Genomic DNA, 12462 nt, shown 5'->3' on the forward strand with positions numbered 1-12462 from the left:
GCGCGGCAATCGAGTATTGATTCGACTCTGATCGAGTGGGAGCACGCTGGCCGCACGGCATCACCCACCGACTCACCGCGGGGGCGCCGCCGAGTGGTCCCCCCCGAGCCCGCCTGACCGTCCCGAGAAGAGTGCCATGCAGCCGCATCTGCTTTCCGTCCCCGCCCAGCGCGGCCCACACGAGGCGGTCCCAGCCGTGCGACCCGTCCGCTTCGCAGGCCTGCGCCTGGTGCATGCCGCGCTCCGACGCGACCTGGCGCGGATCCCCACCGCGCTGCGCCTGCTGCAGCCCGAGGACGACGCGGCCGGCCAGGCCCTGCTGCGCCACTGGGACTTCCTCACCGCGATGCTCACCTGCCACCACGAACAGCAGGACGTCCGCATCTGGCCCATGCTGCGCCGCTTCGCCCCCGAGCTGCGCCTGCTGGTCAACTGGCTCGAGGACGACCACCACAACCTGGACCACTCCTTCACCCGCACCACCACCCTGATGCGCATCGGCACCCGCGACCCCGCCAGCGCCTGGCCCGTCGCCTACGCCGTCGAGGAGCTGGCCGCCCGCCTGGAGACCCACCTGCGAATCGAGGAGGAGCAGGTGATGCCGGTGATGGCCCAGCTCTTCACGCCCCAGTCCCGGGTCGGCACCCTGGGCGAACTCCTGGACCTGCTACGGCTGGCGGACGGCCCCGCCGCCCCGGACGCGCTGGCCTGGCTGCTGGAGGGCGTGGCGCCGGAGCAGATCGACGCGCTGCTGGCGGAGTGCGACGACCTGACGGTGCGGCAGTGGCCGCACTGGCAGGCGGTCTACGCGCGGTGTGCGGCGCAGCTGTGGGGGGCGGTGCCGAGCGGGGAGTGACGGCACTCCCCGAGGCGGCGGCTGCGGGCTACCGGGCGCCCGTCGTGCGCCAGCGGTAGCAGAGTTCGGGGCGGCCGACCTGGCCGTACTGGGGCTCGCGGACGGCGAGGCCGCAGTCCACCAGGTGTTCCAGGTAGCGGCGGGCGGTGATCCGGGAGACGCCGGCCGCCGCCCCCGCCGCCGCGGCGGAGAGGCCGGTGGTGGAGCCGCGCAGCACGGTGGCGACGGTCTCCAGGGTCGGGGCGCTCAGGCCCTTGGGCAGGGCCGCCCGTTCGGGGGTGCGCAGCGCGGCGAAGGCCTGGTCGACCTCGTCCTGGCCGATGGCGCCGCCGGGCCGGTCCAGGGTCTGCCGGTACCGGGCGTAGTTCTCCAGCCGGTCGCGCAGGGCGGCGCTGCTGAACGGCTTGAGCAGGTACTGCACCACGCCCGCCGACACCGCCTGGCGGACCATGGCGAGGTCGCGGGCGGAGGTCACGGCGATGATGTCCGTGGCGTGGCCCGCCGCGCGCACCGTGCGGCACAGGCGCAGGCCGTGGCCGTCGGGCAGGTAGAGGTCGAGCAGGGTCAGCTCGACCGGCTTGCCCGAGGCCCGTGCGCGGTCCAGCGCGCGCAGCGCGTCGGCACAGGTGTGGACGGTGGCGACCACCCGGAAGCCGGGGGAGCGCTCGACGTAGAGGGTGTGGGCGGCGGCCGCCACCGGGTCGTCCTCGACCACCAGGACGTCGATCATCCGACCGCCACCTCCACCGGCAGGCGGACCGTCAGCACCGCGCCGTCCGTGCGGCCGACCTCGACCGTGCCGCCGTTGCGGCGGGCGGTCTGCGCGACCAGGGCGAGGCCGAGGCCGCGGCCGTGCTGCTTGGTGGTCCAGCCGCGCCGGAACACCTCGGCGGCGGCCTCCGGTTCGATGCCGGTGCCGCTGTCGGCGACCCGCAGCAGCAGTTCGCCGTCGTCGATCCGGGCCGTCACCCGGACTTCGGGGGCGCGCCGGGCGGCGTTCTCGATCGCGGCGTCGACCGCGTTGTCGATCAGGTTGCCGAGCAGCGTGACCAGGTCGCGCGGGCTGAGCCCGGGGGGCAGGACACCGTCGTCGATCCGGCTGTCCTCGGTGAGCACCAGGTCGACGCCGCGTTCGGCGGCCTGTGCGGCCTTGCCCAGCAGCAGGGCGGCCAGCACGGGTTCGGTCACGGCCGCGACCACCTTGTCGGTGAGCTGTTGGGCGAGCGCGAGTTCGGCGGTGGCGAACTCCACCGCCTGCTGGTGGCGGCCGAGTTCGATCAGCGAAACCACCGCGTGCAGCCGGTTGGCGGCCTCGTGCGCCTGGGCGCCGAGCGCGTCGGCGAAGCCGCGCACGGTGTCCAGTTCGCCGGTGAGCGCCTGGAGTTCGGTGTGGTCGCGCAGGGTGAGCACCTGGCCCATGCCCTGGTCCGGCCCGGTGCCGATCGGTGAGGTGTTGAGCACCACCACCCGCTCCGCGGTCAGGTGCAGCTCGTCGTGGGCCGCTTCCGGGGCGAGCACGGTCCGTACCAACGAGTCCGGCAGGCCCAGCTCGGCGATCGAGCGACCGTCCAACTCGCCCTTCAGCCCTAGTAGTTCGCGGGCAGCGTCGTTGCAGAGCACCACCCGGTGCCGGGCGTCGAGCAGGACCAGGCCCTCGCGCACCGAGTGCAGGGTGGCCTGGTGGTACTCGTACAGGTGGCTCAGCTCGGCCGCGCCCATGCCGTAGGTGTGCCGGCGCAGCCGGGCGCCGACCAGGTAGGTGCCGAGGCCGCCGAGCGCGAGCGCGCCCACCGCGACGGCGACCAGGGCGGTCAGCGGGTCGCGCAGCTGCCGGCCGATCGAGTCGACCGTGATGCCGGCGCTGACCAGGGCGGTCACCCGGTGCTGGTCGTCGTAGACCGGCGTGACCACCCGGACGGACGGGCCGAGGGTGCCGGTGTACGTCTCGAAGAAGGTCCGTCCGGCCAGCGCGGGCGCGATGTGCCCGAGGAACGGCTTGCCGATCTGCGCCGGATCCGGGTGCGTCCAGCGCAGGCCGCCGGTGTCCATCACGGTGACGAAGTCGACCCCGGAGTCGGCCTTGACCTGCTCGGCGTACGGCTGGAGCACCGCACTGGGGTCGGGCCCGAGGGCGGCCTGCCGGACGGTCGGCGCGTCGGCGACGGCGCGGGCGGTGGCCTCGACCTGGCGGCGGGCGGCGGCCTCGGCCCGGGAGGCCGTGAACAGGTACGCGAGCACCGCGCCGCCCGCGACGACGGCGGTCACGATCACGATCTGCACGACGAACAGCTGCGCGGCCAGGCTGCGCGGCCGCGGCCTGGGGGCGGCGGCTGGGCGGGGGCTCGGACGGAGGCGCATGTCAGCAAGTGTGCAGGCTCCGCCGCGGACAGCGGCAGGCGGGAACGCGTGAACTCAATGTACGCAAGCGTGACCGCCGTCACCCCGGCCGCCCATAGTGAACCAACCCTCCCCCCGGGGTAGCAGTCAGGACCAGGCGAAGGAGCCGCACGGTGACGACAACGGGAACAGTCCGCAACAGACCCGCGGACCGCACGCACTACCTCTACCTCGCCGTCATCGCGGCGGTCCTGGCCGGCATCCTGGTCGGCTTCGCCGCACCGAAGTTCGCCGTCGAGCTCAAGCCGGTCGGGACGGGCTTCGTCAACCTGATCAAGATGATGATCAGCCCGGTCATCTTCACCACCATCGTGCTCGGCATCGGCTCGGTGACCAAGGCCGCCAAGGTCGGCCGGGTCGGCGGCCTGGCGCTCGGCTACTTCCTGGTGATGTCCACCGTCGCGCTCGGCCTCGGCCTGGTGGTCGGCAACCTGATCGAGCCGGGCAGCGGCCTGCACCTGACCCAGGCGCTGGCCAAGGCCGGCCACGCCCAGGCGGCGGCAGGCGCGGCGCAGAGCACCACCGACTTCCTGCTCGGCATCGTCCCGACCACGCTGGTGTCCGCGCTGACCGGCGGCCAAGTGCTGCAGACCCTGTTGGTCGCGCTGCTGGTGGGCTTCGCGCTGCAGAGCCTCGGTCCGGCCGGGCAGCCCGTGCTGCGCGGGATCGGGCACCTTCAGACGCTGGTCTTCCGGATCATGTCGATGATCATGTGGGTCGCCCCGATCGGCGCGTTCGGCGCCATGGCCGCCGTGGTCGGCGCGACCGGCGTCGCGGCGCTGAAGAGCCTCGCGGTGATCATGGTCGCCTTCTACCTGACCTGCGCGCTGTTCGTGCTGGTGGTGCTCGGGCTGCTGCTGCGGCTGGTCGCCGGGGTGAACGTCTTCGCCCTGCTGCGCTACCTCGGGCGGGAGTTCCTGCTGATCCTCTCCACCTCCTCCTCGGAGAGCGCGCTGCCGCGGCTGATCGCGAAGATGGAGCACCTGGGCGTCAGCCGTCCGGTGGTCGGCATCACCGTGCCGACGGGCTACAGCTTCAACCTGGACGGCACGGCGATCTACCTGACCATGTCCTCGATCTTCGTCGCGCAGGCGATGGACAAGCCGATGTCCCTCGGCGAGCAGCTCTCGCTGCTGCTGTTCATGGTGATCGCCAGCAAGGGCGCCGCGGGCGTGACGGGCGCGGGCCTGGCCACCCTGGCGGGCGGCCTGCAGTCGCACAAGCCGGCCCTGGTCGACGGCGTCGGCCTGATCGTCGGCATCGACCGCTTCATGTCCGAGGCCCGCGCCCTGACCAACTTCGCGGGCAACGCCGTCGCCACCGTCCTGATCGGCCACTGGACGGGCGAGGTCGACCGCGAGCGCATGGGCCTCGTCCTCGCCGGAGAGCTGCCGTACGACGAGTCGGCCCTGAGCGGCGAGGCCGCACCGGATCCGGACGCCTTCGAGGCCGCGGTGGTCGCGTAGCCGGCGCCGGCGGCTCGACGCTCTCGACGGCCATGACCGACGGTATCGGTGCTTTCGGGACCGCAGCGTCCGCGGTCTCCGTGCCGGGGCAGGAGAAGACTCTCCCGGCGTCCTGGCCGCTGACGGTGATCCGCCGCTCCGCCGTGCCGAGTTGACGCCCGTTCGGGTCAGGTCCGGTGGCGGGGCGGCGTGGCGGGCGCCCAAGGTGGAAGCAGGCCGTTATCGGCTGGTCACACCCTGAAAGGATGCGTTCCCCCATGCACAGCAAGTGGACCTCGGTCCTGATCACCGCCGCGGTGGCCGGCACCGTCGCCGCCACCGGCATCGCCACCGGTTACGCCGCCACCGACCACCGCCCCGCGACCGCCCCCGTCGCCGCCGCGCCCGATGCCGCCCGCACCCTGGAGGCGGTCGGCGACCTCGGTGCCGTGCTGCACTCGGTCGGCGACCTCGCCGCGGCCAGTGCTCCCGCGAACGGTGCGAAGGCGGACCCGGCGGTGCTCCAGGGCCGGCTCGGTCAGCTGGACGCGGCGACGAAGAAGCTCCGGACCGCGCTGCCGGCCGCGCTCCCCGCCGGGGCTGCGGTGCCGTCGGGTGCGGCCGTGCCGTCCGGTGTGGCCGTGCCGTCGGGTGTGGCCGTTCCGTCGGTGCCGGCCAGTCCGCTGGCTCCGGCCGACCCGGGGCACGTGCAGCTCGGCGGGCCGCTCCAGCGGGCCGGTCTGCCGGCCGCGAGCGTGGAGGACATGCTCACCACGATGCGCCAGCACGCCGGTGACCTGGTCGCCGCCGCCACCGCCGCGCAGCCCGACCAGACGGCTGTGCAGAAGGCGATGGTCCCGCTCTCCGCCGACGCCCTGGCGCTGGGCACCGCTGCCGTCAGCCGGATCGGCGGCGTCTGACCTCACCCGGACCGGCCCGCGCTCCCCCTCCGGAGCGCGGGCCGATCCGTGTCGTCAGTGCACTGTCCAGGCGAGCAGCACGAGCGAGAAGGGAAGCGCGGCCGCCGCGGAGAGCAGGCAGGCGGATCGGCGGGCGCGCGGGTAGTTCACGCGCCGTCCTCGTGCTTCCCGGGCTCCTCCGGCCCACCGGGGACCTTGAGCGCGGCCGCGAGCCGCAGCAGCTCGATCGGGTAGAAGGGCCGCGGCTGGGCGAGGACCGTCCCGGAGTGGGCGATCCGCCGGCCGGAGGAGATGTCGCCGAAGTCGAGCCCGGCTTCGCGGAGCTTGGCGTTCAGCTCGTCCATGGCTTCGGCGGCCTGCTTGTGCGCGTGGAAGTTCACTGCTTCACCAGCCACTTCTGGTCGACGTCCCACTCGTGCCCGCCGTGCTCGGGCCGCAGGTAGACGAGGGTGCGGCAGAGGTCCATGACCACGCCGTGACGCTGGTTCAGGGTGTCGAAGAGGATGTCGTTGCGGCGGACCGGGGAGTGCGGGAACTCCGGCGGTTCGGGCGCGGTCGTGGGCGGCGCCGGGTAGGCGGGGGAGAGGCGCACGTCGAACTCGGGGTGCCCGCCGCAGCCGGCGGGACAGCGACAGGGCGGGAGGCTCCGGTCGACGATGAGGCGGTTGGTCATTGTGCGTGGGGTGCCTTCTGTAGCTGATGGGGGGACGGGATTCACCGTCTGTGCATCAAGCGTGGCGGTGCGCAGTTATCCTCGCCAAGGGGGTGCGACGTCAAGGTCGACCTTTGGGTTACGGGAGTGCGGTACGCCACCGGAGAAGAATCTGTTCCCCACGCGGAACCTCGCCGCTGCGCTGGGCGTGCGGGTCGTTCGTTCCGCCACTTGCGGAAGTTGACGCAGAGTGAGCTGGGAAAGCTGGTGCACGTCTCGGCGAACCGGATCGCGCAGATCGAGGCGGGGACGGATCCGGCGCCGCTGCCGCTGTTGACGCTGATCGATGCGGCGTTGCGGGCGGGGGGGGGTGAGCTGCTGGACCTGATGCGGCACGTGAGCAACCCGGCGTACGAGAACTACGCGGAGCGGTTCCTGAAGCGGCAGGCGGAGGCGGTGATCACACAGGAGTACTCGATGGTCATCCCCGGTCTGCTGCAGACGGAGGAGTACATGCGAGTCCTCTTCGAGTCGTCCGAGAACCTGCTCGGTGAGGCCCCCATGGGCGTCAAGCTGGCCAATCGGCTCAGGCGGCAGGAACCGCTGAGAGGGGAAGGCGCACCGTGGTACCGCGTCACCCTTCTTGAGTCCGCCCTGCGTTTCAATGTGGGTGGACCGAAGGCTGGACCCGCCCTCGACTTCCCGCTCCAGTCCTTCTCCGCCTTCCTGGCCGGTCTCAAGACCGGCACCTTGAATGAACTCTGTTTCCGTTCCTAAACCGTCCGGTTGACAGGACACGTTGAAACGACGGGAGTTGACTGCCCCTGGCGCCAACTCCATTGATCGCCAAGTGATTTCTGAGCAAGCTGAGAGGCCTCCAGTAACCACCCAACCAACCGCTACGGAGTCCTCATGCGTATTCGCACTCTCGCCACCGTCACCGCTGCCGTCGCGGCGGCCGCGATCGGGTTCGCCCCCGCGGCCTCCGCGGACACCAGCACGACGTACCCGTGGACGCTGAGCTACCAGACCGCGTCCGCCTCGGGCACGGGCGTGTCCAGCACCACGATCGACAGTGCCGGCTACAGGGTTGCCCAGCTGGTCGTGACCGGGACCCTGACCAACACCGGCTCGGGCTGCTACGAGGCGGTGGTCGACAACTACCTCGGTGGCTTCGGCCACGACCTGATCGTGGTCGGCGGCGTCTGCGGGCCGGGCACCAAGGCGATCAACTACACGGTGAACCCCGAGTTCCAGGCCAACATCTCCCTCTGCACCGCGGCCAGCCTGACCAGCACCCCGTGCGCCACCTGGGGGCCGACCAGGGTGAGCTTCTACTGATCCGTCCGCGGCTCCGCCGACGCGCGGGCGCGCTCGACCTCGTTGATGTGCACCTCCGCCCACTCGCGCAGTGCGGCGATCGGCGTGCCGAGGCTGCGCCCGAGCTCGGTGAGGTCGTAGTCCACCCGGGGCGGGACGACCGGGTGGACGGTGCGGGTGAGGAAGCCGTCCGTCTCCAGGGTGCGCAGGGTCTGGGTGAGCATCTTCTGCGACACCCCCTCGATCCGGCGCCGGAGTTCGGTGTGGCGCATGGTGCCGTCCATCAGTGCGTCGATGACCAGCACCGTCCACTTGCCCGCGATGTGGTCGAGGACCAGGCGGGTGGGGCACTTGGCCGAGTAGGCGTCGGCGGGCAGGCCGGATGATTCCACGAGAACGGTCACGAGAGGAGCCTAAGGCACTTTCAGGTGCTGTCTTCCTGAAAGTGCCTGACTCTCCGATAGTTACCGGCATGACGAATCGAACCCTCTCGGTCGCGGACGCGATCCGCACCCGCCGCACCATCCGCCACTACCGTCCCGAGCCCGTCGCCGACGCCGTGCTGGACGAACTGCTGGAGCTGGCCGTCGAGGCGCCGTCCAGCTGGAACCTCCAGGACCGCTCGGTCGTGGTCGTCCGGAGCGAGGAGGGCCGGGGCGCGCTCGCCCGGGCGGCCGGCGGCCAGCCGCAGCCGCAGGAGGCGCCGGTGGTGCTGGTCTTCGTCGCCGAGTCCGAGGCCTGGCGTGGGGACCGCACCGACATCTACCAGCAGGCGCGCGAGGTCGGCGCCTGGAATGAGGAGTTCGTCGCGGGCTTCGCCGCCGAGTCGCTGGCCTTCCAGCAGGGGCTGGCTGCAAGGGGGTTGCTGCGCGAATACGCCGTCAAGGACGCGGTGATCGCGGCCACGTACATGATGCTCGCCGCCACCGAGGCCGGGCTCGCCTCCTCGCCGATGAACGGCTGGGACGAGGTGGAGGTGAAGAAGGCCATCGGCATCGACGGCCGCGACGACCTCGCGATCGCCCTGCTGCTGGCGCTCGGACACCCGGCCGAGCAGCGCCCCCACCCCGGTCGCCGCTCCGCCGACCGCAACGTGTTCGGCGAGGTCTACGGGCGGGGGCGGGAACTGGGGTGAACGGGGCGATGACCCGGACCGGCGGGTCAGTCCCAGCAGAGCTCCCAGCGCGTGCAGCCCACCAACTGGGCGGCGTACTCCGGGAAGGGCACCAGCGTGACACTGTCCGCGGTGGACAGCCGGTGCTCCAGCGCCAGCAGTTCGGCCTGCTCCGGGCTCTGCGGCGGCCGCGCCACCGCGAGGTGCAGCTCACCGCCCCGCAGTGCCACCAGCTCCGCCCCGAACCGCTCCTCCCAGCTGCGCAGTTGGGCGTGCAGCAGATCGGTCGGCGCCTGCCCGCGCCAGCCCAGGACGGCGGGCAGGTCGGCGCTGCGGCGCGCGGGCACCAGGGCCAGTCGGTCCCACGGGGTGCGGGGCACGGGGTGCGGGGCAGCTCGTCGAGGAGGCCGCGGAGCGAGGTGTCGGCCCCTGACGGCCCATCAGATGCCTTCGCCAGGCCCGGCCAGCTCCGGAACGGCGGCCCGGGGTCGTGCGGCCAGGGCTCGACATCCTCCGGCACCTCCGCCGGCGCGGGGTTGTCCCACATCGCCTGCCACTTGGCGCGGTACTCCTCGAAGTCCACCGCGAGCACCGCCAGCAGGTCGATCTCGGCCACGTCGTGCGGCCGCCCCTGCGGCTCGGGCCAGCAGAGCAGCGGGGAGAGCCCCGTCACCGGACGCTGCGCCAGCAACCGCAGCCAGAGCGGGCTGAGATCAGCAGGCAGTTCGTCGGAGAACCAGGCCTCCACGCCCTCCCAGGAGAGGAAGCGCCCGGGGGGCAGGCCGTCGGACAGGGCGAAGGTCATGGCCGGAGGCTAGGCCGTGGCACCGACAAGCTTCTGGCGCACGCCGCTACAGCCAGCCGTTCTGGGCTGCCTTGATGCCGGCCTCGAAGCGGCTGCCGGCACCGAGGCGCTCCATGATGGAGGCCATGTGGCGACCGATGGTGCGCGAGGAGACGCCGAGCCGCTGACCGGCCGCGTCGTCGGTGAGTCCGTTGCCGAGCAGGCGCAGGAGTTCGCGCTCGGTGTCGGTGAGTCCGCTCTCGGGGTCCTCCGGTCGGGTGGCGCCCAGTGGTACCGCGGTCTGCCAAGTCTGCTCGAACAGGTTGAGCAGGGCGATCAGCAGGCCTGGTTCGGTGATGTGCAGCGCGCCCTTGCGGCTGTCGGCGGGGTCGATCGGGACCAAGGCCTGGGCGCGGTCGACGATGACGAGCCGCTGCGGCAGCACGTGCGCGGTACGGACCTGCCCGCCCCGGCCGAGCAGCCAGTTGGCGTGGTGGGAGGTGTGCGGGTCGTTCCTGGTGGCCTCCTGGAGGAGTGTCCGGATCACGACGCCGCGGGCCAGCACGGGTTCGTCTGCCATGCGGGCGGCGGCAAGGTCCTCGGGACGCTGGCTGGCGCCGGGGTGAACGCCGAGGACCTCGGTGCGGGCGCCGCGTCCCATTTGCTCAAGCCTGTCCTGGATGGCGTCGATGCCGAGCAGGCGCTCGCCGTTGGCCGGGCGGAGGTCGGCCCGTTGGGCGACGATCTCGGCCACGGCCGCGCGCGAGGCGGCGATCCGGGCTTGGCGGGCGGCCAGGTCCGCCTCCTGGCGGGCCAGCAGGTCGGCCAGGCCGAGGTCGGGGCTGACGGCTCGCAGTTGGCCGGGGTGCTCGGCGGAGGACCGGACCAGCATCAATTGCCCCAGTTCCTCCAGTCCATCGTGAATCTGACTGGGGGTGAACTGAGTTGCAGCTGAGAGTTGTTCGACGCCGAAGCTCGGAAACTCGAGCATGGCCTGGTAGACGGCAACCGAGACGGTGCTCAGGCCGAGCGATTCCAACAAGACGGACCCATTCTCCTGATGGCGCGACTCCCCCCCGGTGTCGCGCCTGGTCTGTTTATATTCTCAGCGATATCCGGAGGCTTCAAGATCTATTTGGTTGATTTGGTCGAATTCTGTCTTTTATGCCAAGGATCCTTTGCATCCCACGTACATGCGGCGCGAGTATCTCGGGGCAGAGTTGTCATGTACGCGTCGCGATGTCTGGAGTCGGACTGTCCGATTGGGGACAGCCGGAAGGTCTTCTCGGGACGACCGGCGACCGGAAGAGTAGTGATCGCCGGCAGGGAAACAGCCCGGACGGCAACCGGAGACAGCGTCAACCGCGGGACGCAGATCCGATCGCACAGCCCCTTCCCATAGCAACCACCATCAGGAGAGCCGTCATGATCCGCATCCGATTCGCCCAGGCCACCGCGGTCGCCGCCCTCGTCCTCTCCACCTTCGCCCTGGGCTCCGGTGCCGCCGTCGCCGACACGGCGCAGCCGGTCGCCTCCGCCGTCGTCTCTCCCGCTGACCTCCAGTGGGGCTGAGGTTGAGTGGACCTCATCTACACGAGCCTGGACCGTCGCCCGGGCAGCTTCCCGGAGTACCCGGGGGAGTCCGCCGAGATCACCGCCGTGCTCTGGGCGCACGCCACCGAGCCTGACCGGCTCGCCCACGTCTCCGCACGCAGCGAGTACGACCGAGTCGACCTGCTGTTCTTCCTCCAGACCGTCGACGACGCCGCAGGCGTCCTGCACGGGTCCGAGAAGCAGGTCTGGTTCCACCTGAATCGCAGTTACGAAGCGTCTCCGCTCCTGCAGCGCCGTTTCCTGCCGCCCGTGCCCAGCGCGGGAATGCAGATCATCCGCTGATCCGCTCGCCGCTCGGCGGAGCCGGATCGCCTCCTCCCGGGCGCCAAGCGCCCGACGGTCTTCCGCGGCCCTCAGCCGGTGCCGCCGCCGTTCCCCAGCCCCACGCCGACCACCCATGCCCACCTCGGCCGCCCGAGAAGGAGAGTTCCGTGCTGATCAGGAAGGTCACGCTCGTCACCGCCGCCACAGCCACCGCCATCGCCGCGGCCGCCGCCGTACTGACCCTCGGGGCTGCCACCGGCCCGCAGGCGGTCGCCGCGGGGACGTCGGCGCCGGACCGGGTCGCAGCCACGGCCACGGCCAGTTCGGACGCAAGCCCCCCGGGCAGCAGCGCTCCTGCGCAGGCCGCAGTCGCCACGCCCGCCGCGCAGGGCACCCCGGCCGGCGTGCCTTCGGCCCCGGCCCCGGCCGCTCCGACCCTCTCCGCTCCGACCCTCTCCGCCCCGGCGGGCGTCGCCGCGACGCCGGCCGCGCCGAGCCCCGGCGCTCCGCAGTCCACCGCTCCCGGGGCCGCCGCGCCACCGCGGGCGTCCGCTCCGGCCGCCCCCGGCCGGAGCAGCGCGCCGCCTCCGCCCCCGGTCCCCGGACAGCCGCAGACCCAGGTCCTCAACGCCGCCCTGACCGGCTTCCCGAGCACCCTGACGATCAGCGGACAGCCGACGGAGTTCACTGCCGTCATCACCAACCCCACCGCCACCGACTACCCGTCGGTCGCCCCGGTCTTCCAGGTCGTCGCCGACCCCTGCAACTGCGCCGACGGCACGCTCCAGGAACTCGACCCCGCCACCGGAACCTGGCGCGCCGTCACCATGCCGGAGGGCGACGGCGATTCCCCTGACAACGCCGCCGGCTCCGGGACGGCGATCCCGGCCCACGGGAGCGCCACCTTCCACTACCGGCTCGCTCTCACCGACCACAACGCTACGGGAAAGGCGTTCGCGATGCTCTACGCCATCGACACCGCCGCCCACCGCGAGCTGGCGCTGAGCTCCACGCCCGTCGGGCTCGCCGCGCGCTGAGCCGCGCCCGTTTCGCCGCCGCACACGACTTCTCGCTCACCTTCCCTTCTTCTCCGCTG

At 72.0% G+C, this 12462-nt stretch carries 16 protein-coding genes; 9 read left to right on the forward strand and 7 right to left on the reverse strand.

Going from position 1 to position 12462, the window contains the following annotated elements; translation table 11 throughout:
• Window positions 1–196 precede the first annotated feature (196 nt).
• The gene (locus ACFYNO_RS34180; protein WP_388021420.1) at window positions 197–856 is read left to right on the forward strand and encodes a hemerythrin domain-containing protein; all 660 of its coding nucleotides are present in this window, start codon (window positions 197–199) and stop codon (window positions 854–856) included.
• 28 nt (window positions 857–884) lie between these two features.
• Here the strand turns inward: ACFYNO_RS34180 and ACFYNO_RS34185 are convergent, their stop codons facing one another.
• Window positions 885–1586, reverse strand: a complete 702-nt coding sequence (locus tag ACFYNO_RS34185; protein WP_388021421.1) for a response regulator — start codon at window positions 1584–1586, stop codon at window positions 885–887.
• Complete coding sequence (locus ACFYNO_RS34190) at window positions 1583–3214, reverse strand: ATP-binding protein (protein WP_388021422.1); 1632 nt, start codon at window positions 3212–3214, stop codon at window positions 1583–1585. Before ACFYNO_RS34190 ends, ACFYNO_RS34185 begins: the two co-directional genes overlap by 4 nt.
• Window positions 3215–3366: 152 nt before the next feature.
• Between ACFYNO_RS34190 and ACFYNO_RS34195 the strand changes: the two genes are divergently transcribed.
• Window positions 3367–4719 (forward strand): cation:dicarboxylate symporter family transporter, encoded by a 1353-nt coding sequence (locus tag ACFYNO_RS34195; protein ID WP_388021423.1) that lies wholly within the window; start codon window positions 3367–3369, stop codon window positions 4717–4719.
• A 245-nt stretch (window positions 4720–4964) separates the two neighbouring features.
• Window positions 4965–5618: a hypothetical protein gene (locus ACFYNO_RS34200; RefSeq protein ID WP_388021424.1), complete on the forward strand. Its 654-nt coding sequence runs from the start codon at window positions 4965–4967 to the stop codon at window positions 5616–5618.
• A gap of 146 nt (window positions 5619–5764) precedes the next feature.
• Here ACFYNO_RS34200 and ACFYNO_RS34205 read toward each other — a convergent pair whose 3' ends face one another.
• Both ACFYNO_RS34205 and ACFYNO_RS34210 read right to left on the reverse strand, forming a co-directional pair.
• Window positions 5765–5998 (reverse strand): hypothetical protein, encoded by a 234-nt coding sequence (locus ACFYNO_RS34205; protein ID WP_388021425.1) that lies wholly within the window; start codon window positions 5996–5998, stop codon window positions 5765–5767.
• Entirely contained in the window at window positions 5995–6291 is a 297-nt protein-coding gene (locus ACFYNO_RS34210; protein WP_388021426.1) for a hypothetical protein, read from the reverse strand. The genes ACFYNO_RS34205 and ACFYNO_RS34210 overlap by 4 nt, the downstream gene beginning before the upstream one ends.
• A 126-nt stretch (window positions 6292–6417) precedes the next feature.
• Here ACFYNO_RS34210 and ACFYNO_RS34215 point away from each other — a divergent pair, with 126 nt between their 5' ends.
• Both ACFYNO_RS34215 and ACFYNO_RS34220 read left to right on the forward strand, forming a co-directional pair.
• A complete protein-coding gene (locus tag ACFYNO_RS34215) occupies window positions 6418–7047 on the forward strand; it encodes a Scr1 family TA system antitoxin-like transcriptional regulator (protein ID WP_388021427.1) in 630 nt (209 codons plus the stop codon).
• A gap of 135 nt (window positions 7048–7182) precedes the next feature.
• The gene (locus tag ACFYNO_RS34220; protein WP_388021428.1) at window positions 7183–7611 is read left to right on the forward strand and encodes a hypothetical protein; all 429 of its coding nucleotides are present in this window, start codon (window positions 7183–7185) and stop codon (window positions 7609–7611) included.
• Here the strand turns inward: ACFYNO_RS34220 and ACFYNO_RS34225 are convergent.
• Window positions 7605–7994, reverse strand: coding sequence for a winged helix-turn-helix transcriptional regulator (locus tag ACFYNO_RS34225; RefSeq protein ID WP_388021429.1), 390 nt, complete (start codon window positions 7992–7994; stop codon window positions 7605–7607). The genes ACFYNO_RS34220 and ACFYNO_RS34225 overlap by 7 nt on opposite strands.
• 68 nt (window positions 7995–8062) lie before the next feature.
• Between ACFYNO_RS34225 and ACFYNO_RS34230 the strand changes: the two genes are divergently transcribed.
• Window positions 8063–8725 (forward strand): nitroreductase family protein, encoded by a 663-nt coding sequence (locus tag ACFYNO_RS34230; protein ID WP_388021430.1) that lies wholly within the window; start codon window positions 8063–8065, stop codon window positions 8723–8725.
• Window positions 8726–8751: 26 nt separating this feature from the next.
• Here ACFYNO_RS34230 and ACFYNO_RS34235 read toward each other — a convergent pair whose 3' ends face one another.
• Both ACFYNO_RS34235 and ACFYNO_RS34240 read right to left on the reverse strand, forming a co-directional pair.
• Window positions 8752–9084 carry a DUF4253 domain-containing protein gene (locus ACFYNO_RS34235; protein ID WP_388021431.1) on the reverse strand — a complete coding sequence of 111 codons (333 nt, stop codon included), beginning with the start codon at window positions 9082–9084 and terminating at the stop codon, window positions 8752–8754.
• A gap of 471 nt (window positions 9085–9555) precedes the next feature.
• Window positions 9556–10527, reverse strand: a complete 972-nt coding sequence (locus ACFYNO_RS34240; protein ID WP_388021432.1) for a LuxR C-terminal-related transcriptional regulator — start codon at window positions 10525–10527, stop codon at window positions 9556–9558.
• Between the two features lie 386 nt (window positions 10528–10913).
• On the opposite strand from ACFYNO_RS34240, the gene ACFYNO_RS34245 reads away from it, so the two are divergent.
• The 3 genes from ACFYNO_RS34245 to ACFYNO_RS34255 all read left to right on the forward strand — a co-directional run bounded on the left by ACFYNO_RS34245 (window position 10914) and on the right by ACFYNO_RS34255 (window position 12403).
• Window positions 10914–11060: a hypothetical protein gene (locus tag ACFYNO_RS34245; protein WP_388021433.1), complete on the forward strand. Its 147-nt coding sequence runs from the start codon at window positions 10914–10916 to the stop codon at window positions 11058–11060.
• Window positions 11061–11066: 6 nt separating this feature from the next.
• Entirely contained in the window at window positions 11067–11384 is a 318-nt protein-coding gene (locus ACFYNO_RS34250; RefSeq protein WP_388021434.1) for a hypothetical protein, read from the forward strand.
• A 149-nt stretch (window positions 11385–11533) separates the two neighbouring features.
• Window positions 11534–12403, forward strand: coding sequence for a hypothetical protein (locus ACFYNO_RS34255; RefSeq protein ID WP_388021435.1), 870 nt, complete (start codon window positions 11534–11536; stop codon window positions 12401–12403).
• The last annotated feature ends 59 nt before the right edge of the window (window positions 12404–12462 follow it).

This window comes from Kitasatospora sp. NPDC006697, assembly GCF_042869935.1.
In the GTDB taxonomy this organism is placed as follows: Bacteria; Actinomycetota; Actinomycetes; order Streptomycetales; family Streptomycetaceae; genus Kitasatospora.

What these genes read in the sequence shown, in the direction of transcription:
- ACFYNO_RS34210 (WP_388021426.1), bottom strand. Translation starts at nt 6,291, where the DNA reads ATGACCAACCGCCTCATCGTCGACCGGAGCCTCCCGCCCTGTCGCTGT.
- ACFYNO_RS34185 (WP_388021421.1), bottom strand. Translation starts at nt 1,586, where the DNA reads ATGATCGACGTCCTGGTGGTCGAGGACGACCCGGTGGCGGCCGCCGCC.
- ACFYNO_RS34245 (WP_388021433.1), top strand. Translation starts at nt 10,914, where the DNA reads ATGATCCGCATCCGATTCGCCCAGGCCACCGCGGTCGCCGCCCTCGTC.
- ACFYNO_RS34190 (WP_388021422.1), bottom strand. Translation starts at nt 3,214, where the DNA reads ATGCGCCTCCGTCCGAGCCCCCGCCCAGCCGCCGCCCCCAGGCCGCGG.
- ACFYNO_RS34200 (WP_388021424.1), top strand. Translation starts at nt 4,965, where the DNA reads ATGCGTTCCCCCATGCACAGCAAGTGGACCTCGGTCCTGATCACCGCC.
- ACFYNO_RS34230 (WP_388021430.1), top strand. Translation starts at nt 8,063, where the DNA reads ATGACGAATCGAACCCTCTCGGTCGCGGACGCGATCCGCACCCGCCGC.
- ACFYNO_RS34220 (WP_388021428.1), top strand. Translation starts at nt 7,183, where the DNA reads ATGCGTATTCGCACTCTCGCCACCGTCACCGCTGCCGTCGCGGCGGCC.